Origin of the sequence: Paenibacillus vandeheii (assembly GCF_030433635.1) — a bacterium.
Taxonomy (GTDB): Bacteria; Bacillota; Bacilli; order Paenibacillales; family Paenibacillaceae; genus Paenibacillus; species Paenibacillus vandeheii.
Map to the genome: position 1 here is coordinate 1 of NZ_JAROCD010000018.1, position 21,093 is coordinate 21,093.

General features: G+C 44.3%; 15 protein-coding genes, 1 tRNA gene and 1 other RNA gene. 14 read left to right on the top strand and 3 right to left on the bottom strand.

From position 1 onward, the window contains the following. Positions 1-158: 158 nt before the first annotated feature. Positions 159-755, bottom strand: coding sequence for an ATP-dependent Clp endopeptidase proteolytic subunit ClpP (clpP, locus tag P5G61_RS27735; protein ID WP_079344952.1), 597 nt, complete (start codon positions 753-755; stop codon positions 159-161). Positions 756-934: 179 nt separating this feature from the next. Further along, positions 935-1,009 (bottom strand) — tRNA-Arg (locus P5G61_RS27740). A 483-nt stretch (positions 1,010-1,492) separates the two neighbouring features. On the opposite strand from P5G61_RS27740, the gene P5G61_RS27745 reads away from it, so the two are divergent. From P5G61_RS27745 to P5G61_RS27805, 13 genes are all read left to right on the top strand, one after another. Continuing rightward, entirely contained in the window at positions 1,493-2,518 is a 1,026-nt protein-coding gene (locus P5G61_RS27745; protein ID WP_024629504.1) for a sugar-binding transcriptional regulator, read from the top strand. 107 nt (positions 2,519-2,625) lie between these two features. Continuing rightward, positions 2,626-3,633, top strand: coding sequence for a type I glyceraldehyde-3-phosphate dehydrogenase (gap, locus tag P5G61_RS27750; protein ID WP_056695277.1), 1,008 nt, complete (start codon positions 2,626-2,628; stop codon positions 3,631-3,633). Between the two features lie 149 nt (positions 3,634-3,782). Further along, entirely contained in the window at positions 3,783-4,964 is a 1,182-nt protein-coding gene (locus P5G61_RS27755; protein ID WP_024629502.1) for a phosphoglycerate kinase, read from the top strand. Positions 4,965-4,997: 33 nt separating this feature from the next. After that, positions 4,998-5,750, top strand: coding sequence for a triose-phosphate isomerase (gene tpiA, locus P5G61_RS27760; RefSeq protein ID WP_301249483.1), 753 nt, complete (start codon positions 4,998-5,000; stop codon positions 5,748-5,750). Further along, positions 5,750-7,294: a 2,3-bisphosphoglycerate-independent phosphoglycerate mutase gene (gpmI, locus tag P5G61_RS27765; protein WP_301249484.1), complete on the top strand. Its 1,545-nt coding sequence runs from the start codon at positions 5,750-5,752 to the stop codon at positions 7,292-7,294. The genes tpiA and gpmI overlap by 1 nt, the downstream gene beginning before the upstream one ends. Before the next feature lie 240 nt (positions 7,295-7,534). Beyond that, a complete protein-coding gene (eno, locus tag P5G61_RS27770; RefSeq protein ID WP_024629499.1) occupies positions 7,535-8,821 on the top strand; it encodes a phosphopyruvate hydratase in 1,287 nt (428 codons plus the stop codon). A gap of 231 nt (positions 8,822-9,052) precedes the next feature. Beyond that, positions 9,053-9,286, top strand: coding sequence for a preprotein translocase subunit SecG (secG, locus tag P5G61_RS27775; protein ID WP_301249485.1), 234 nt, complete (start codon positions 9,053-9,055; stop codon positions 9,284-9,286). A gap of 453 nt (positions 9,287-9,739) precedes the next feature. After that, positions 9,740-12,517: a ribonuclease R gene (gene rnr, locus P5G61_RS27780; RefSeq protein ID WP_301249486.1), complete on the top strand. Its 2,778-nt coding sequence runs from the start codon at positions 9,740-9,742 to the stop codon at positions 12,515-12,517. Between the two features lie 179 nt (positions 12,518-12,696). Beyond that, positions 12,697-13,179, top strand: coding sequence for an SsrA-binding protein SmpB (gene smpB / locus P5G61_RS27785; RefSeq protein ID WP_024629496.1), 483 nt, complete (start codon positions 12,697-12,699; stop codon positions 13,177-13,179). Positions 13,180-13,861: 682 nt separating this feature from the next. Continuing rightward, positions 13,862-14,226: a transfer-messenger RNA gene (gene ssrA, locus P5G61_RS27790) on the top strand. 1,292 nt (positions 14,227-15,518) lie between these two features. After that, complete coding sequence (locus P5G61_RS27795) at positions 15,519-16,850, top strand: AAA family ATPase (RefSeq protein ID WP_301249487.1); 1,332 nt, start codon at positions 15,519-15,521, stop codon at positions 16,848-16,850. Beyond that, the gene (locus P5G61_RS27800; RefSeq protein ID WP_301249488.1) at positions 16,831-17,481 is read left to right on the top strand and encodes an RloB family protein; all 651 of its coding nucleotides are present in this window, start codon (positions 16,831-16,833) and stop codon (positions 17,479-17,481) included. Before P5G61_RS27795 ends, P5G61_RS27800 begins: the two co-directional genes overlap by 20 nt. Before the next feature lie 508 nt (positions 17,482-17,989). Continuing rightward, positions 17,990-18,610 carry a polysaccharide deacetylase family protein gene (locus P5G61_RS27805; RefSeq protein ID WP_301249489.1) on the top strand — a complete coding sequence of 207 codons (621 nt, stop codon included), beginning with the start codon at positions 17,990-17,992 and terminating at the stop codon, positions 18,608-18,610. A gap of 88 nt (positions 18,611-18,698) precedes the next feature. On the opposite strand, the gene P5G61_RS27810 is transcribed toward P5G61_RS27805, so the two are convergent. Further along, positions 18,699-19,376 carry a hypothetical protein gene (locus P5G61_RS27810; RefSeq protein WP_301249490.1) on the bottom strand — a complete coding sequence of 226 codons (678 nt, stop codon included), beginning with the start codon at positions 19,374-19,376 and terminating at the stop codon, positions 18,699-18,701. A gap of 244 nt (positions 19,377-19,620) precedes the next feature. On the opposite strand from P5G61_RS27810, the gene P5G61_RS27815 reads away from it, so the two are divergent. Then, a complete protein-coding gene (locus P5G61_RS27815) occupies positions 19,621-20,874 on the top strand; it encodes a mechanosensitive ion channel family protein (RefSeq protein WP_079344936.1) in 1,254 nt (417 codons plus the stop codon). Positions 20,875-21,093: the final 219 nt, after the last annotated feature.

Below are 21,093 nucleotides of genomic sequence, written 5' to 3' on the forward strand. Positions count from 1 at the left end.
GCTTTGTCCCTTTTGAACGTATGGGTGTTATTTCTTTTCATCGAGATGCTTTTTAAGGGCTTTTGAGACAGCCCCTTTTTTCATATAGCCAACTCAACTGGGCGTTGCCGTTTGAGTTGGCTATATGGTATATCCGTTTAATTGGCGATTCGCTCGGCTTAGATGCCTTGGGAACCTACGTTTTCGATAACTTTATCGATGATACCGTAATCGGCAGCTTCAGCAGCACTCATAAAGTAGTCACGATCTGTATCTTTCTCGATACGCTCCAGCGGTTGGCCTGAGCGTTCAGAGATGATGCGGTTCAAGGTGTCACGCATTTTCAGGATGCGACGGGCACGGATTTCGATGTCCGAAGCTTGACCTTGCGCACCACCAAGTGGTTGGTGAATCATAATTTCACTGTTAGGCAAGGCAAAACGTTTACCTTTGGCACCTGCGTTCAATAGGAATGCACCCATGGAAGCCGCCATACCTACACAGATGGTAGATACATCCGGTTTGATGAATTGCATTGTATCGTAAATGGCCATACCGGCTGTAATCGATCCGCCTGGGCTATTGATGTATAAGTGAATGTCTTTCTCCGGATCTTCCGCAGCTAGGAACAACATCTGTGCCATGATGGCATTCGCCACAACGTCATTTACATCACTGCCAAGGAAGATGATACGATCCTTCAGCAATCTGGAATAGATGTCATAGGCGCGCTCACCCCGGTTGCTCTGTTCAACGACCATTGGAATATAACTCACGTGAAAAACCTCCTCGGAAATGTAAATGTTAAATTGGTGTTTATATATAAACTGTTACCGTATTAACCACATCATAAACAATTTCAAACAAAAAGTCAAAGAAAGTCAAACTAAGTTTGAAAAAAAAGAAACCTATTCGGTTTCATTGGTTAAAAGGGTTATGAGCTGCTAATTAAGAATGGCGCGCCCGCCAAGAATCGAACTTGGATCTCAGGCTTCGGAGGCCTACGTCATATCCATTGGACCACGGGCGCACATTGATTATTGCTGCAAGTATAGTTGCTTAAAAGCATTTATGAAATATAAGTTTCAAATATGTGACAGCAATAATGATTATAGCTCATGAGTAATTTAATTGCAAGCAGATGCTCGCTGTTTTGGTTTGGATTACTCAGAAATGGATCATGATGAAGATAAGTGGATAAAGAGCGCAAATAGGTAAATGCTAAAAGAGGTTTGGGACATGCTATATGAAAAACAAAAGCGAGCAATATGTAGATGAGATTTTTACTTTCCTTCTATATATAGTATCGGACAGGTTGTTCTCGATCTTGGGAGATTGACATTGTGAAAATAGGCGCGTACAAACGCCTGAAACGTGTCGAATTAACGCTTCGAAACACTTGCATGTCGCGTCAGTTTTAGGTAGAATAGACGTGGGACTTAAAAAGTTAACCCGGGACGTTTTAGGGCCATGAAAGAGAGCTTGGAACGAGAAGCTTGCGGGAGTGGAAAGCATGCGAACGATTTTAGAAGTGCAAAAGCAGCTTCTGCCTGATCTCATGGATGTCTTGAAGAAGAGGTATACGATTCTGCACCAGATCATGTTATCGGATGTGATCGGACGAAGAACGTTAGCTAATTCCATGCAGATGACCGAGCGGGTTCTGAGGGCTGAGACCGATTTGTTAAAGGCTCAGGGACTTATTGAAATTGACAGTGCAGGGATGAAGATCAGCGAGGCGGGGCATGAATTGCTGCAGCAGTTGGAACCCGTCGCCAAAGAGCTGTTTGGATTATCCGAACTGGAAGAGCGCATCAAGCAAGCCTACGGTCTGCAAAAGGTAGTAGTAGTTCCTGGCGATTCGGACATTTCTCCATTTGCCAAACGGGAACTGGGCAGAGCCGGAGCGAAGGCTCTGGGTAATATTATGAGTGATAACGATGTTGTCGCCGTTACTGGCGGTTCAACAACGGCTGGAGTGGCAGAGCAACTGACTCCGCCAACATCGCTGAAAGGTGTCTGGTTCGTACCGGCACGCGGCGGGTTGGGAGAAAGCCTCGAAATTCAGGCCAATACGATCGCATCCACGATGGCAAAACGTGTAGGAGCCCAATATAAACTCCTGCATGTACCGGATTTGCTTAGTGATCACGCCTACGAATCACTAATCCAAGACCCTAGTGTTCAGGAGATTCTGCAGCTGATCCGTAAATCGCGAATCGTCATTCATGGAATCGGTGATGCCGTAGAGATGGCGCGGCGACGCAAGCTTGCACCTGAGATTATCGATGAACTTCAGGAGCAAGGAGCCGTATCGGAATCCTTCGGTTATTACTTTAATGATCAGGGTGAGGTGGTACATACCATGCTTACGCTGGGCATGCGACTTCAGGATATTGAGCGGACCGATGTTGTGATTGGGATTGCAGGTGGCAAAAGCAAGGCTGCTGCCATACATTCCGTCCTGCGATTTGGTCAGGAAGATATTCTGATTATTGATGAGGCTGCTGCTGAAGTCATCGTCGCCGAAATGGAATAAGGTTTTATTTTGCATCACAATCATTGTTGTCTTGACGGACTTCACCGTCTGTCTTGAATATATAAGCTTCATAAAAAAATCAATCAAAACTTGGGAGGAACTTACTCATGATTAAAGTAGGTATTAACGGTTTTGGACGTATTGGTCGTTTGGCATTCCGCCGTATTCAAAATGTAGAGGGCATTGAAGTTGTAGCAATCAACGACTTGACTGATGCTAAAATGCTGGCTCATTTGCTCAAATATGATACAACTCAAGGTCGCTTCGATGGCGATGTTGAAGTACACGATGGCTTCTTCAAAGTGAACGGCAAAGAAGTTAAAGTATTGGCTAACCGTAACCCAGAAGAACTGCCATGGGGCGACCTCGGCGTAGATATCGTTCTGGAATGTACTGGTTTCTTCACAACTAAAGAAGCAGCTGAGAAACACTTGAAAGGTGGAGCTAAGAAAGTTGTTATCTCCGCACCAGCTACTGGCGACATGAAAACCATCGTTTACAACGTAAACCATGAAATCCTCGACGGTACTGAAACTGTAATCTCCGGCGCATCTTGCACAACAAACTGCCTGGCTCCTATGGCAAAAACACTGCAAGACAAATTCGGAATCGTTCAAGGTTTGATGACTACAATTCACGCTTACACTGGCGACCAAAACACTTTGGATGCTCCACACCCTAAAGGTGACTTCCGTCGTGCTCGTGCAGCAGCTGAAAACATCATCCCTAACACAACTGGTGCTGCTAAAGCAATCGGTCTGGTTATTCCAGAACTGCAAGGCAAACTTGATGGTGCAGCTCAACGTGTACCAGTAGCTACTGGTTCCCTGACTGAGCTCGTAACTGTTCTGGGTAAAAAAGTTACTGCTGAAGAAGTTAACGCAGTAATGAAAGAAGCTTCCGATCCACAAACTTTCGGATACACAGAAGACGAAATCGTATCTTCCGATATCCAAGGAATCACTTTCGGTTCACTGTTTGATGCAACTCAAACTAAAGTTCTGACTGTTGGCGACCAACAATTGGTTAAAACTGTAGCTTGGTATGACAATGAAATGTCCTACACTGCTCAACTGGTTCGCACTTTGGAGCACTTTGCAAAAATGATCAAGTAATATCTGCAATAACATAGAGCGGAAACAGATGCTATTGTTTCCGCTCTTTATATATCAACATTTTGCAAATTTCTCAAAAACACCAGGATTGACAAGGGATTTCAGCTCTTGATTGGTCCAACAAATACATGGGTGCGGAGGAAATACAGATGAACAAAAAAAGTGTACGCGATATCGAATTGACAGGAAAACGGGCTTTTGTCCGTGTAGATTTTAATGTGCCGCTCGAAGATGGTAAAATTACAGATGACAAACGTATTCGTGCCACGCTTCCTACGATCAACTATTTGATCGAAAAAGGCGCTAAAGTTATTTTGGCAAGCCACATGGGTCGTCCAAAAGGCGAAGTGGTTGAATCCATGCGTTTGACTCCAGCTGCTGAGCGTTTGTCCGAATTGCTCGGTAAAAAAGTGGTTAAAGCGGATGATTCCGTTGGCGAAACGGTAAAAGCTCAAATCGCTGAACTGAACAACGGCGACGTATTGTTGCTTGAGAACGTTCGTTTCCACGCAGGTGAAGAGAAAAACGATCCGGAACTCGCAAAACAATTCGCTGAACTGGCTGACGTATTCGTTAACGATGCATTCGGCGCAGCTCACAGAGCACACGCTTCGACAGAAGGTATCGCTCACTTGTTGCCAGCAGTATCCGGTCTGTTGATGGAGAAAGAACTTGAAGTGTTGGGCAAAGCAATCTCCAACCCAGAGCGTCCTTTCACAGCAATCATCGGTGGTTCCAAAGTTAAAGACAAAATCGATGTAATCGACAACCTGTTGAACATTGCAGACAACGTAATCATCGGTGGCGGTCTGACTTACACGTTCTTCAAAGCACAAGGACATGAAATCGGACAATCTTTGTTGGATGATTCCAAACTGGATGTTGCTCTTGGTTTTATTGAAAAAGCGAAAAAATTGGGCAAAAATTTCTACCTGCCGGTAGATATCGTTGTATCTGACGATTTCAGTGCAAGTGCAAACACTCAAATCGTTGGCATCGACGGCATCCCTGCAGACTGGGAAGGCGTGGACATCGGACCGAAAACGCGTGCAATCTATGCTGAAGTGATTAAAAACTCCAAGCTGGTTGTATGGAACGGACCAATGGGCGTATTCGAAATTGAACCTTTCTCTAATGGTACACGTGAGGTTGCTGAAGCTTGTGCAGAGACAGAAGCATACACCATCATTGGTGGCGGTGACTCAGCAGCAGCAGCTGAGAAGTTCAAATTGGCTGACAAAATGGACCACATCTCTACAGGTGGCGGTGCATCGCTCGAGTTCATGGAAGGCAAAGTGCTTCCTGGCGTAGTTGCATTGAACGACAAGTAAGCTTTAAGCTATAGCATGAAGGAGTTGAAAACCATGAGAACACCGATTATCGCAGGTAACTGGAAAATGTTCAAAACGGTTTCCGAATCCAATGACTTCATTCAGGAAGTTAAAGGAAAAGCGGAAGTTGAAGGCGTAGAGACTGTTATTTGCGCACCATTTACGAATCTGCCATCCCTGGTAGAAGCCGTTAAAGGCACAAACATCAAAATTGGTGCACAAAATCTTCATTTTGAAGACAATGGTGCATTCACAGGTGAAATCAGCGGCGTTATGCTGAAAGACCTGGGTGTGGATTATGTCATTATTGGTCACTCGGAGCGCCGTCAATATTTTTCGGAAACCGATGAGACTGTCAATAAAAAACTGCATGCAGCATTCCGTCACGGATTGACTCCAATCTTCTGCCTTGGTGAAACGCTTGAAGAGCGCGAAGCCAATCAGACGAAAGACGTATGCAAAGTGCAAACAGAAGCGGCTTTTGCAGGTCTGTCCGCAGATCAGGCAGCACAAGTGGTTATCGCTTATGAGCCAATCTGGGCGATCGGTACAGGCAAATCCTCCACTTCCCAAGATGCGAATGAAGTTATTGCTTACATCCGTACGCTGGTGAAGGATCTGTACGACCAAAAGGTAGCAGATGCAGTTCGTATTCAATACGGCGGCAGTGTTAAACCTGAGAACGTAACAGAATACCTCGGACAAAGCGACATCGACGGCGCGCTTGTTGGCGGTGCCAGCTTGCAGCCGGCTTCGTTCATCGCGCTTGTTGAGGGGGCGAAGTAATGACAGCTCCAAAACCTGTAGCACTGATCATTATGGACGGCTTTGGTCTTCGGAACACGGTGGAAGGCAACGCGGTAGCGCAAGCCAAGAAACCGAACTATGACCGTTTTATGAGCCAATTCCCTCATACAACGCTCACTGCTTGCGGTGAAGCTGTAGGTTTGCCAGAAGGGCAAATGGGGAACTCCGAGGTAGGTCACCTGAACATTGGTGCTGGCCGGATCGTATACCAGGATTTGACTCGTATTTCCAAATCGATTCGTGACGGTGAGTTTTACGATAATGAAACACTCGTTAAAGCTGTTCGCGAAGCGAAACAAAGCGGTAAAAAGCTTCACTTGTATGGATTGTTGTCCGATGGCGGCGTACATAGTCACATCGACCACTTGTTCGCTATGCTGGATCTCGCCAAAAAAGAAGAAATGAATGACGTATACATTCATGCCTTCATGGATGGCCGTGATGTTATGCCAGATAGCGGTAGAGAATTCATGCAGAAGCTGATTGCTAAAATTGAAGAAGTCGGTGTAGGACAAATTGCAACGGTTCAAGGTCGCTACTATGCGATGGACCGTGACAAACGTTGGGAACGTGTTGAGAAATCATATCGTGCCATCGTTTATGGTGATGGACCAAAATACACTGACCCACTCAGAGCGGTTGAAGAATCGTATGAAAAATCCGTATTTGACGAATTCGTTGAACCAACGGTTATCGTTAAACCGGATGGGCAGCCGGTAGGTTTGGTGGAGAGCGGCGATTCCGTCATTTTCCTCAACTTCCGTCCTGACCGTGCGATCCAACTGTCGCAAGTATTCACGAACCAGGATTTCCGTGGTTTCGACCGTGGTCCGAAGTTCCCTGTGGGCTTGCATTTCGTGTGCCTGACGCTGTTCAGCGAGACCGTTGAGGGTTATGTGGCTTACTCGCCTAAAAACCTCGACAACACGCTGGGTGAAGTTCTGGTACAGAACAACAAGAAACAATTGCGTATTGCAGAAACTGAGAAATACCCGCACGTAACCTTCTTCTTCAGCGGCGGCCGTGATGTTGAGCTTCCAGGCGAAACACGCGTGCTGATTAACTCACCAAAAGTTGCAACGTACGACTTGCAACCAGAGATGAGCGCGTATGAAGTAGCTGACGCATGTGTTCGCGAGATTGAAGCAGACAAACATGATGCCATCATTCTGAACTTCGCTAACCCTGATATGGTTGGACACTCCGGCATGCTGGAGCCTACGATCAAGGCAGTTGAAGTAACAGACGAATGCATGGGCCGTGTTGTGGATGCCGTTCTCGCTAAAGGCGGCGTTGTGCTGATTACTGCGGATCATGGTAACGCGGATATGGTGTTTGATGACCAAGGACGTCCGTTCACGGCTCACACAACAAACCCAGTTCCATTCATCGTTACAGATGCGAATGTTACCCTGCGTGAAGGCGGAATCCTCGCGGATATCGCTCCAACGATTCTTGACCTGATGCAATTACCTAAACCGGCTGAAATGACAGGTACATCGGTCATTGCTACCCGTAAATAATATAATTTTAATAGGTTATTGAATAAGGCTAAAGTTAAACCTTTACGAAGCGGGCAGAACCGATCTGTAGAAGCGAAGCGTTCGCCTTTATCACATGATTTCAACTTATAAAAATAAGTTCAAAGAAATCAGGGGAGAACAGCGATCGGAAGACGGTACTGCACGCGGAGTGGCTTGGTGAAACCCAATTGTTCTGAACGTATTAAAATAAAATTCCACATTAAAAGGAGATTATCACTCATGACTATTATTTCTGACGTGTACGCTCGCGAAGTCCTCGACTCCCGCGGTAACCCTACAGTTGAAGTTGAAGTATACCTGGAGTCCGGCGCAATCGGACGCGCTATCGTACCATCCGGTGCATCCACTGGTGCCCACGAAGCCGTTGAGCTTCGCGATGGCGACAAATCCCGTTACCTGGGTAAAGGTGTTCTGCAAGCTGTTAAAAACGTAAACGAAACAATCGCTCCAGAAGTAATCGGTATGGATGCATTGGATCAACTGGGTATCGACAAATTGATGATCACTTTGGATGGTACGCCAAACAAAGGTAAACTGGGTGCTAACGCAATCCTGGCTGTATCCATGGCTGTAGCTCGTGCAGCTGCTGACGCTCTGGACCTGCCATTGTACGTTTACCTGGGTGGATTCAACGCTAAAGTACTTCCAGTACCAATGATGAACATCATCAACGGTGGTGAGCATGCTGACAACAACATCGACGTTCAAGAGTTCATGGTTCTTCCTGTTGGAGCACCAAGCTTCAAAGAAGCTCTTCGCGTAGGTGCAGAAATCTTCCACAACCTGAAATCCGTACTGAGCTCCAAAGGCCTGAACACAGCTGTAGGTGACGAAGGCGGCTTCGCACCGAACCTTGGTTCGAACGAAGAAGCAATCACTACAATCATCGAAGCGATTGAAAAAGCAGGCTACAAACCAGGCGTTGACGTATTCCTGGGTATGGACGTAGCTTCCACTGAGTTCTACAAAGATGGTAAATACACACTTGCTGGCGAAGGTAAATCTTACACTTCCGCTGAGTATGTTGACCTTCTGGCTTCATGGGTTGAGAAATACCCTATCATCACCATTGAAGACGGTATGTCCGAAGATGACTGGGATGGTTGGAAATTGCTCACAGAAAAATTGGGAGACAAAGTACAACTCGTTGGTGATGACTTGTTCGTAACGAACACAGAGCGTCTGGGTAGAGGTATCGAAGAAGGTATCGGTAACTCCATCCTGATCAAAGTTAACCAAATCGGTACATTGACTGAAACATTCGATGCAATCGAAATGGCTAAACGTGCAGGATACACTGCTGTAATCTCTCACCGTTCCGGTGAGTCCGAAGACAGCACAATCGCTGACATTGCTGTTGCAACAAACGCGGGTCAAATCAAAACGGGTGCTCCTTCCCGTACAGACCGTATCGCGAAGTACAACCAATTGCTCCGCATTGAGGATCAACTGGGGGAACTGGCTCAATACAATGGTCTTAAAGGTTTCTACAACCTCAAAAAATAAGTTGTCTTCTGACAACTCTTGGGCAAGCCGGGTTAACTGGCTTGTCCTTTTTATTATTTTTTTGTTAGATGCATTTCAATACCCATAAATATGGATACTGTTCACTGAATATTTGAGTATCAGTGAATTGAGAGATCGCCACTACTTGTATCACGCTAATTGCTGTGTTACAATTAAAGTAACTGTTTTTATGGTGAGATGTTATGCCCACATGGGTAGGAGGTGGAATGAATGGATATTGCTTTGAAATTGCTGCTCGTCGTATTTTCGATCGGTCTAATCACTGTAGTATTGCTGCAGCACGGAAAAAGCGCTGGTTTGGCGGGTGCCATCTCCGGTGGTGCGGAACATCTTTTCGGTAAAACGAAAGCGCGCGGACTGGATCTTTTCTTGCAACGTGCAACGGTTGTACTGGGTGCAGGATTCTTCATTTTGTCTATTGTTGTAACGGTTGTGTCCAAGTAAGACTCGGATACATGCCTGAACAATTCAATAGCTTGAGCGTAATCGCTTAAATGATTAACCTTCGTTTCGAGAAGAAACGGAGGTTTTTTAATAAATTCATCCATGACCAGTCTTTTCCAATGAACCACACGATTCTGATCTTCGATTTCTTCTCACTTCCGTTCGGTTACCTTCCTACATATTCGCCCTGTTCTGGGCCGCTTCTTTTCTGTCTGTTCGAGAGCAAAAACACATGTAGCATAAATGCTGTTATGATGCATGAAAGCGCGCTTATTCAAAGGGCCATGCATATTTAGTTTATTTTGCAGGGTACGGATGCGCCGGATTGAATTCGTGTATACTAGGGTATGAGATAGTGAGGCCTGAGTTAGACGGCTTTTCTATTGGTAAGGTTTCTGATACATAGAGAGATGAGACAAGATTACACTTTTATGTTTCCCGAGGTGAATATTAATGATAACAGAACAACAATTGCTCGACTTCATGCGGGAAACCGCTTATAAACCGATGACTTATCAGGAACTGGAACAGCACTTCGAGATTGAAGACGCGGCTGATTTCAAAGCCTTTTTGATTATGCTCAATACGCTGGAGGAATCCGGCAAAGTCCTGCTGACCCGCAATAACCGCTATGGCATGCCAGAACGCATGGATTTGGTGCGTGGACGTTTGCAGGCTCATGCGAAAGGGTTTGCTTTCCTCATCCCTGAGGATCGGGAGCACCCGGATGTGTACATCCACGCCAATGATATGAAAAGCGCCATGAATGGTGATACGGTGTTGGTTAAAGTGACTTCTCAAGGACCTTCCGGTGGACGTTTGGAGGGTGAGATTGTCCGTATTGTTACACGTGCGGTTACGCAGGTTGTTGGTGTATTCCAAAGTCACGAGGTGTACGGTTTCGTTATACCGGATGATAAGCGGATTAACCGGGATATTTTCATCCCGCGTACGAACTTCCACGGGGCTGTTGATGGACAAAAAGTTGTTGCAAAAATCGTCAGCTATCCAGAGGGCCGGGCAGCAGCAGAAGGTGAAGTGATCGAGATTCTCGGTCATAAGGATGAGCCGGGTATTGATATTTTGTCCGTAATCCGTAAGCACCAGCTGCCAGAAGCCTTTCCGGATGAAGTCGTGGAAGAAGCGGAAAAAGCACCGGACGCCATTACGGAAGAAGAAATTGTCCAACAGGGTCGCCGCGATCTGCGTGGGTTGAATATCGTTACGATTGATGGCGAAGACGCCAAGGATCTGGATGACGCTGTCAACGTGGAGAAGCTGCCGAACGGTAACTACCGTCTGGGCGTTCATATCGCCGATGTAGGCTATTACGTGCGGGAAAACTCCAAGTTGGATCAGGAAGCGTACAACCGCGGATGCAGTGTGTATCTGGTGGACCGGGTTATTCCGATGCTGCCGCAACGTTTGTCCAACGGGATCTGTAGTTTGAATCCACAGGTAGACCGCTTGACGTTATCTTGTGAAATGGAGTTCAACGACCAGATGAAGGTTGTGAAACATGACATTTTTACAAGTGTGATCAAAACCAAAGAGCGGATGACGTATTCCAACGTTCGCAAAATTCTTGAAGGTGAAGAGCCTGAATTGTTGGAGCGTTACAAGGATCTGGTGGACGATTTCCACTTGATGAAAGAGATCGCTTTGAAGCTTCGTGCGATGCGTATGCGCCGCGGTGCGGTTGACTTTGATTTTGAAGAATCCAAAATCATTGTGGATGAAGAATGCAAACCAGTAGATATCGTGAAACGGGAGCGTTCGATTGCGGAGCAAATTATTGAGGAATTCATGCTGGCAGCCAATGAAACGGTAGCAGAGCATTTCCACTGGTTGAAGGTTCCGTTCATCTATCGTGTGCATGAAGATCCTGATCAGGAAAAACTGCAAAATTTTCTCGCCTTTGCGGCGAATTTCGGACACCACGTCAAAGGACGTGGCAACGCGATTCATCCACGGGCCCTTCAATCCCTGCTTGAGGATATTAACGGAACGAAAGAACAGACGGTTATCAGTACAATGATGCTGCGTTCCATGAAGCAGGCGAAGTATGACTCCGAGATGTCGGGTCACTTTGGTCTGGCAGCAGAGTTCTACAGTCACTTCACATCACCGATCCGTCGTTATCCCGATCTCGTCATTCACCGTGTTATTCGGGAAGTGATTGAGAACAATGGAGCATTGCCTGAGAACCGTCAGGAGTATTTGGCTGGACGTATGGCCGATATTGCGCAGCAGTCCTCGGAACGTGAGCGTGTGGCGGTTGAAGCTGAACGGGATACAGAGAAAATGAAAAAAGCGGAGTACATGCTTGATAAAGTCGGCGAAGAGTTCGAAGGCATGATCAGCAGTGTAACCAGCTTCGGTATGTTCATTGAACTGGAGAATACGGTAGAAGGTCTGATTCGCCTGAGTGCGCTCACGGACGACTATTACCATTTTGATGATCAACATATGGCTCTGATTGGCGAACGCACCTCTAAAGTCTTCCGCATCGGTGATGAAGTGAAGATTCGTGTGGCCCGTGTGAGCATGGAAGAGTACACGATTGACTTTGAAATGGTTGACATGAAACCTCGCGGCGAACGTCCAAGTGGCTTCAGTGGTGGACGCGGCGGTAAAGGTGGACGTCCTGCTGGTGGCGGAGGACGCGGTGGAGCGAAGAGTGGTTCCGGTGGATTCAGTGGCTCGCGTGGTGGTAAAGGTGCTCCAACTGGTGCTGCAGGCAGCCGTGGTGGCAGATCAGCCGAAGAGAGCAGCAAAGGCGGTCGTGGCGGCCGTAGCGGAGCTTCGAACACAGCAGGAAGCGCAGGTGGCAAAGTTGGCGGTAAACCGAGAGGTGAGCGTCGTACTGGAGATGCCGGCGGATCAGCGGGTCGGAGCAAGGGAGCGGTAAGCTTTGGTTTTGGCTCAGGCAAAGGCGGCTATAGTACTACAGCGGGTGGCCCGGAAGGCACTTCAGCTGGTGGACAAGAGAATGGTCTGAACAGCGGCAGCAGTCGCGGTGAGGGAAGCTTCAAATCCGGTAAAGGCGGAGGTAAAGGTGGCAAAAGTGGTAGTGGACGCAAAAACACCTCACCTAGCGGAGTGTTTATCGGCGAAGGAGCAACACCAGGCGGTGTTCAGGAAGGCGGAGCATCACGTCGTAAGCGCAAAAAGAATAAAGGTGCACCTGCCAACGGAACGGCGGCTTTTGTACGGAAGAAGAAAAAGTAAGCGCGTTTCGCTGAGCATGAAATGAGTGTAATGAGAAGGGGCGGCGCAGACCGCCTCTTTCTTGATTTTAACAGCGGTCCTTGCTACAATTAAGGTCTGGCATGTGGTACCGAGAGAAATGTGTGGTGCGCTGCTGTAGAGCATGGTACCGGCTTATTTTACGGAGAAGGAGTGAGGACATGGGCAAGAATGATGGACAGAGTAAAGTGCTTGCACAGAATAAAAAGGCTTCCCATGACTACTTCATTGAAGATACGTATGAAGCGGGCATGGTGCTTACCGGAACGGAGATTAAATCTCTTCGTAACGGCCGTGCGAATATTGGCGATGCTTTTGCTACGATTCGGAACGGTGAGATTCATATTCACAATATGCATATTAGTCCTTTTGAACAAGGGAACCGTCATAATCCAATTGATCCAACCCGTACACGCAAGTTGTTGATGCATAAAGTGCAGATTCATAAGCTGCTTGGGCTGTCGAAGCAGGACGGATACAGCATTGTACCGCTGAAGATCTATATTCGTAACGGGTATGCAAAGCTGCTGCTCGGGCTGGGTAAAGGTAAGAAGCAGTACGATAAACGGGAGTCAGCTGCAAAACGTGATGCACAACGTGATATTCAACGGGTTCTGCGCGAGAAGCAGAAGGTTGCTCGTTGATTTGGATTTGCGATTGCTATGTGTTGAATGGTACATGGTAAGTTAGTTAATGAGAAACGCGAGTTATGTTATAAACAAAATCTCAAGTTTTGCCCGTAATGGGGTAGAGCTTGGGATTTTTTTATTTGATTAAGAGTCCTTGCTACGGGGGAGCGGTGTAATGGTTTGGCGCATCATGCTGACCTGCCGTACGGCCAAGTCTGTCAGATTATTGTGCCAGTTCTGATATGAGATACATCAGTTGTTGCCGCGTCCTGTCTAATAAAAATGTTAGCAGTGGTACCGGGTAAACTTGTGAGGATTGCTGGAAAGAATCGTGGGAGTAAGTTTGCTGATGGCTGCGTACTTTGTTCGGATCGTGGGTAAGATAGTTAAGAGAGCTGTTCATGCTCATGAATTGTCTGCACTTCGGTACTCAACTTTACTTCGCTTGAGGGACGCGGTATAATATGTAGACGATTGAGCCTCATATGTGTGTTGGTTAAACTTGCACAGTTGCTCAGCCTGCTGGAACGTCTTCCAGCAATCTGCACTATATCGGTGATTGGTCCTGTGTTATGATGTTATTGTAGCAGACAGGAATGCCGAGTTTGAAAGAAGCATCTTTTTACCTTGGAGGAAAAAGATGTGCAGCACCTTTGCTCCGTATTCACGGATTAATCCTGGAGCCCTTCTTATATGAGGGGGCGTTTATGGATTCGACGGGGATAGTTCGAGCATGGGTAGCGGGTAGTGGGGACGCGTCCACTTCATCAACGCTAAAGCCTATTAAACGGCAAACAACAAACAAACTACGCTTTCGCAGCCTAAGAAACTGTGTGCGTGCTTCTAACCTGCATCGCCCATGTGACAGGATTAGGGGCTAACAAGTAGTGGGATACGCTGTCACATCTCCGCCTGGGGTGTGCTGAAGAAGACAATCAGGCTGACCCAACGTATAGCCGGTTACGGGGCGATACTCGGGTGACATCAAAACTGTGACTACACCCGTAGAAGCTTATGTGTCGTTATCTTCGGACAGGGGTTCGACTCCCCTCGCCTCCATTAGAGTAGTATCAGTAAGACCGCCTGAAAAGGCGGTTTTTTTCGTTATATAGATTGTTGAAATTGCATTTCAGTTTAATAGCATTGATTATGTTCAAAACGTTAATTGATTGAAATAATGCTCAAAATAATGCTCAAAATAATGATTCTGTAACACAACTCCCTTAAAGAATTATGTATCTAGTATACTCTTTCTAAAAAAAGGGTCTTAAACCAAAGTTAATCTAGAGTACGATAACATTCCTCATACGTTCATTTAGATCACAACATTACTATTTAGCCCACTTCTTATGTGTCTCCTACCCTGGCTTTTTTATCATATGTTGCCTCCTCAAGTAACTTAGTATGTGTAGTTTATCTACCACTATACTTTCATTCAGATCAGCACCATGCTTTAGTGGTAGACGCACATATCAATTTTATTGAAAATCACTGTTGATGGTGAATGGCTATCTACAACTACACATTATTGACACAAGCCATATTGCCTTCACTAATTGCTTTGTCTAATTCAGTTACAGTTATTCTATGTTAGTAGAGAATCGAATTTAAAAGAATAAAAATACTTAGATCCAGTAAAAAGTTAATTAACGGCATAATAAAGTAGCTATGTCACGCTTTCTGAATCTGAGTCAAGAAGAGTTCGCCTTTTTGACTGGTCGGATGATAAACCAGATCGAAATGAATTAAACTTTGGTATAGGAAATTCGTATTATAGGGATGTAGTGAAGGATATGTAATGAAGGATTAGCAGAGCAATCATCCTACCACTAAACAATTGAATGATTTGAAGATGGTGAATTGCGAGTTGGAACATGCTTTAGGTTTCAATGAGCGACACTAAATAAATAAACGTGATGCTTTCGTGAGGCATAACTTTTGAAATTCAGAATTTGTAATTAAATGGTGATTTATATTATTGTTCTGTTCATCATGAGCAGAACGGGGCTTTTAACAGTTCGCTGAGGTAAGGGGAGCAGTACTCTTATTGGAATAGAGAGGTGATAAATTGGGAATAGAACAGAATTTTGATTGGACTAATTTAAGGAAGAATAGTTAATCAGTAACTTGTATATTGAGAATATTTATTTACTACTACTAAGATACAGTTTATTGAGCTAGTGGCCTAGGACATGTATATCAGATTCGGATGAAAAAAAGACATAATATCACTCATTATGGGCATAATATTAAACATACAAGAAGTGGAGGTGCGATTTATGCAGATATCTCGCAAGTTTATTGAAAAGAGTGCTAAACACTGCTATCATTCAATTAATGAGGAGGTGTGCTGCATGCTTATTGAATATAGAGTGAAAAATTTTATGTCTTACAAAGATGAAATTGTTCTTTCGATGGTTGCAGATAAAAATAGGGAACTCATTGATACAAATGTGTTCACACATGGGAATATGACATTATTAAAAATGGCAACAATATTTGGGGCGAATGCGAGTGGGAAAACTAATTTAATTGAGTCTATGAATTTCTTATGTCGTTTGATGAAGCCATCTATGAGAAAAGAGGAAGATTTCAATGATATTCCAACGTTTAAACTTGATAATGTAAGTGAAGATAAACCCATCTCATTTGAAATTTCTTTCTTTTTAGGTGATCAGCGACATCGCTACCTCTTAGAGTTAGATAAAAAGGGGATAGTATCAGAGGCCTTATATTTTGTTCCGAAAAGACAGGAGGCGTGCTATTACGTAAGAGAAAGAAATGATATTTCTTATGTTGGTACGTACTTTGAAGACAAAAAAGCATTGGATTATATTAAACCAGATACACACAAGCCTTTTTTATACACTTTGGGACAAGAGTCGGTCAAACAGTTTGAATGGGCAAAAAGAATTATTAGATATCTAAGAGTTAATATAAAATCAAGTAATATGCCTGATGCAGTATTCAGACACATGATTGAAGAGGAACTAGCGGATGGTTCTGATGAAAAGGTTATTTCAAAATCAGAGATAATGGCTTTATTGAAAGCTGCAGACATTGGGATTAGTGATATATCAGTTGTGAAAGAGTCTAAAAGTGCGGAAGAGACAGAGTTTATATCTCAATTAATGGAGGCTTTGAAATTACCTGGACATCAAGGGGAAGTTGATGAAGATAATTATGAAACTTTTATGCATCATATAAAGTATGATGAAGGAAAAAAGGAAGTCGGCGAGGAAAAATTTCCGCTAAGTTATGAATCACGAGGAACTATCAAACTTTATGCATTGCAATATCCTATATTTGATGTGCTCAAAAAGGGTGGAATTTTATTAATAGATGAAATTGAAAGTTCTTTACATCCTTTATTGTGCGAGAAAATTATCCAGCTTTTTAACAATAAAATAACAAATCCTATGAATGCACAGCTGATTTTTACAACACATAATACTCTACTCATGAACCCTCGTCTTTTGAGAAGGGATCAAATTTTATTCACTGAAAAGGATGTGTATGGTAGCAGTACCCTCTATAGTTTATATGATATTGACGTTAAAGTTAGAAACAATTTCAACTATTTAAATAACTACTTATCAGGGAGATTCGGAGCAATTCCATACTTAGGTTCGTTTACACCATTATCAGGTAACGAGGTAAAAAATTATGAAGAAGCGGAGCGGTGAGAGCTATAAGCGAAAGAGCAGATTAAAACGCCCAACTCCATTTTTCATTATTGTATGTGAAGGGCTAGTCACTGAAGAAGACTATTTTAAGTGTTTCCCTTACTATCATAGTTTAGGACACGGCACATTTAGCCATAAGGCTGTGCATATTGAAGGGGGTGCGGGCCAACATACAAAAGTAGTAGAAAGAGCAGATTTAGTTTACAAAAAATATAGCAAAGAATTAGGAACAATTAGGCCTGATGAAGTATGGTGCGTCTTTGATTGTGATAATGACTTGGATTCTCTCAAAAAGGCAGTCCGGCTAGCAGATAGTAAAGGTTTTAAGGCTATTTATTCAATTCAGTGTTTTGAATTGTGGTATGTAATGCATTTTCAAAATTTAACTTCACCTGTGGATAAAAAGGAGTATGATCGTAAAATAGATGCTGCTTTAAAAATTAGATATACACATGGTACTAGAGGTATGTATGACCTACTTTTACCATTCCAAGAGGTTGCCATTCAGACAGCTGAGCGAATTTGGAATGAAAAGTATGCTAAATCAGAGATGTATGAAGATGCAATTACCAATGTTCATACGTTAGTAACCTCATTAAATGAAGCATATCTAAATTTAAAAAGACATTAGCAATGCTATTATTACTATTCATAATCAGGCTGACCCAACGTATAGCCGGTTACGGGGCGATACTCGGGTGACATCAAAACTGTGACTACACCCGTAGAAGCTTATGTGTCGTTATCTTCGGACAGGGGTTCGACTCCCCTCGCCTCCATTAGAGTAAGCAAAAGCCGCTGTATGGATTCGCAGAACTGACAGCATCCATCATATGGGGCAAAGTACTACCCAGTTCAAGGTGAAACCCAACGGACTTCATATTTCGGAAAACTACCCTTTCATCCTTGGCAATCTTCTGAAAATATGATGACGAATCGAAGCCGACTTTGGCAGAGTGGAGGATGGTTTGCCTTTGCCAGACAGCTTATGTAATGGAATCCTGATGCTCGAATCGTGGTACTGACCGCCATCCTATTTCAATTGCATACTGTGATCTCTGGACTAGACCGGAGCATATAATCATGGAATAATAAGGGAGAATGTAGACAGGCAGTTGCAGAGGAGCGGGCATTGCTTTATGGTCAATATCGCGTTGGTAGAGCAGGAATCTGTTCAGGAAAAGGTTGTGGCGTTCACGTTTGATGATGGGCCTCATCCGGTCTATACACGTCAAGTGCTTGAGATATTCCGCAGTGCGAGTGGGCGGGCGACGTTTTTCATGATTGGCAAAGAGATGGAAGCCCACCCGGAGATTGCGGCGGAGGTGCACCGTGAAGGGCATGAGATCGGAAACCATACGTACACGCATCCGGACCTTACAAAGCTGACGCTGAAGGCAGCCGGAGAGGAACTGCAACGTGCAGAAAGCCTTGTTCAAGAAATTACGGGGCAACCCACCCACTGCTTCCGCCCGCCGTATTTTGGCGTAAACGATGACATTCTGTCTCTGGCGGCGGAGCGCGGATATCAAACGATTGGTGCGGTAAACGGTGATGCGAAGGATTGGGACAATCCCGGCGTTGAGCACATTGTGGAGCATACCCGGTCTGCGGTGAAACCCGGGAGCGTGTTAATATTCCATGACGGGTACGGGGATCGTTCCGAGACAGTGGAGGCGGTTCGAGTGCTGGTGGATGAACTTGTTGCGGAAGGATACCGATTGGTCACGGTGAGTGAATTGTTGAGATTTTCTTCGTAATCGATAAACAGAGTATTGTAGATTGGGCCCATCATTCATTGGAATGATAGGGTCCTCTTTCTTGTCCAGTATCCACCAGCCCCGAAGTTTAATTATTGAACAAAGGTTCCGTGCGAAGCAAATAGTTACCCCTTACCTCCGCCGTCCAATTGGCAAAGACCTCTCTCCATTGAACACTGTTAAAGAAATCGTCTACGGATTGATTTTCGGAATCCCAGTCAACAAAGATGTTGAGAGGTGTGATTCCTCCGGCCCAAATGCCATTACTGACGTCCGTTCCCTTCTCCCTCACTAATAAGATTGGAATGCCGAATTGAAAAGCCATGGCTGGCTCAATTTGAGAAAAGGTCGATCCTTCCCAGAACGGAGTGGTTGTTGGGGAAGCCCCCACATTGGATTCAAGAATTTGAACATAAAATCTGCGGAAGTTGATCGCGAGCAATCCATAGCTTGAAAAAACCAGGCGTCGTATATTCGTCAGAATGTTTTCCGGGTATTGTTCACTAACGGGCAATGTGCGAGGAAAGAGCAATGCATCTTCAATTTCCCTAATCAGACGGTTCAAAAATTGCTCTTGCAGATCATTTACCGTGTTGGTTGTACTCAGAAATATAGGAATACGAAAAGCGCGATCCACACAGGCATCGATAGCCGATGTGCCCTTTTCATTATGGATGGGCTTATTCGGATTTGAGGCGGAGGTTCTTAAATGGCCACGGACGGGTGGAAGCTCGGTTACCATGCTTACGGGAGAAAGCTTTTTCATGGGGAATTGCTGAGTCTTAGTCTTATTTTTCGGATTACTCAATGTTCACATCTCCAATGCAAGAATCTGGGTTATATTTAGCCCCAGTCTATGCACATTAGCCCATTTGTGTGACGTGATACCCATGAAAGGGGGACCTACACTTTACCCCATCAGCCGATTGCTGTAATATTTTGAAATTTTACTTCGTACTAGGATGTAATTTATAATAATAAGTTAATATAAACTGCGTCAGGAGGATACAATGGACTTTATCAAAAATCAACTAGACGGAACGGGCATGAGTGAACAAACCATTGGATATCTTTCGAATATGATCATGGTGGTATTTATAGCTGTGGTCTCCATACTGGCCAATTTTATAGCCAAAAAAATCGTATTGAAGATTATTATCCAAATCGTCAACAACAACCGGTACACGTGGGATAAAATCATTGTGGAGAAAAAAGTGTTTCACAAGCTCTCGCATCTCGTACCGGCGATTATCATCTATTATTCAGCGTATATCTTTCCGTCCTATCAAGCTTTAATTGAAAAAGCAGCTTTAACTTATATGATCGTCATAACCATCACGGTATTAAATGCGCTGCTCAACGCCTTTGATACCATATATCGTTCCTATGAAGTCTCCAAGATTAGACCGATTAAGGGGTACATTCAGGTGGCCAAGATCGTGCTTTTCATCATTGGAGGCATAATCGTCATTTCGAGCCTGATTGGTCAGAATCCATTGATTATTCTCAGTGGACTTGGTGCCTTATCAGCTGTTCTGATGCTCGTCTTCAAGGATTCCATATTGGGACTGGTGGCAGGCGTGCAATTATCATCGAATGACATGGTGCGTGTTGGTGACTGGATTGAAATGCCCAAATATAATGCCGACGGTGACGTCATCGATATTACGTTAAACACGGTAAAGGTTATGAATTTCGATAAAACGATCACTATGATTCCAAGCTACGCGCTCATCTCGGATTCGTTCAAAAACTGGAGAGGCATGCAAGTTTCCGGTGGCAGAAGGATTAAGCGAAGCGTTTATATTGATACAAGCAGCATAAGCTTCTGCACCAAAGAAATGATTGGGGAATTTCAGAAGATCCATTATCTTACGGACTATCTTGAGACCAAATTAAATGAAATTAACGAATACAACATGGAACACCACATTAATACGGAAAGCATTGTGAATGGTAGACAGCTTACGAATGTGGGTGTATTCAGGGAATATATCCATCAATATTTGAGGAATCATCCGAAAATTCATAAGGATATGACGTTGATCGTAAGACAATTAGCGCCTGGAGATAACGGACTACCACTTGAAATTTATGCATTCAGCAATGATATCACCTGGGGTGTGTATGAATCGGTCCAAGCGGATATCTTTGACCACATCTTCGCCGTTGCGCCGACATTTGGCCTTCGTGCTTTCCAGAATCCAACGGGTCACGATATCGTGCAATTAAAAGAAAGCCCGCAATATTCGAGAGGATATTGAGATACGTTTTTACTCGATTCAATATGGAATAAACAGAGGAAGCACCGTAATGGTGCTTTTTTTGTTTAAAAAGTGACATATATACTATTTACAAAAATGGAAATAATTAATAGTATATTCATATGGGCATGATTTCCATATTTTATTTTACATGATCATCTTGAAGCCAGAAATACAATGTCCCGCTTGGAAGATTGGAAAATTTAATGGAGGTGAATC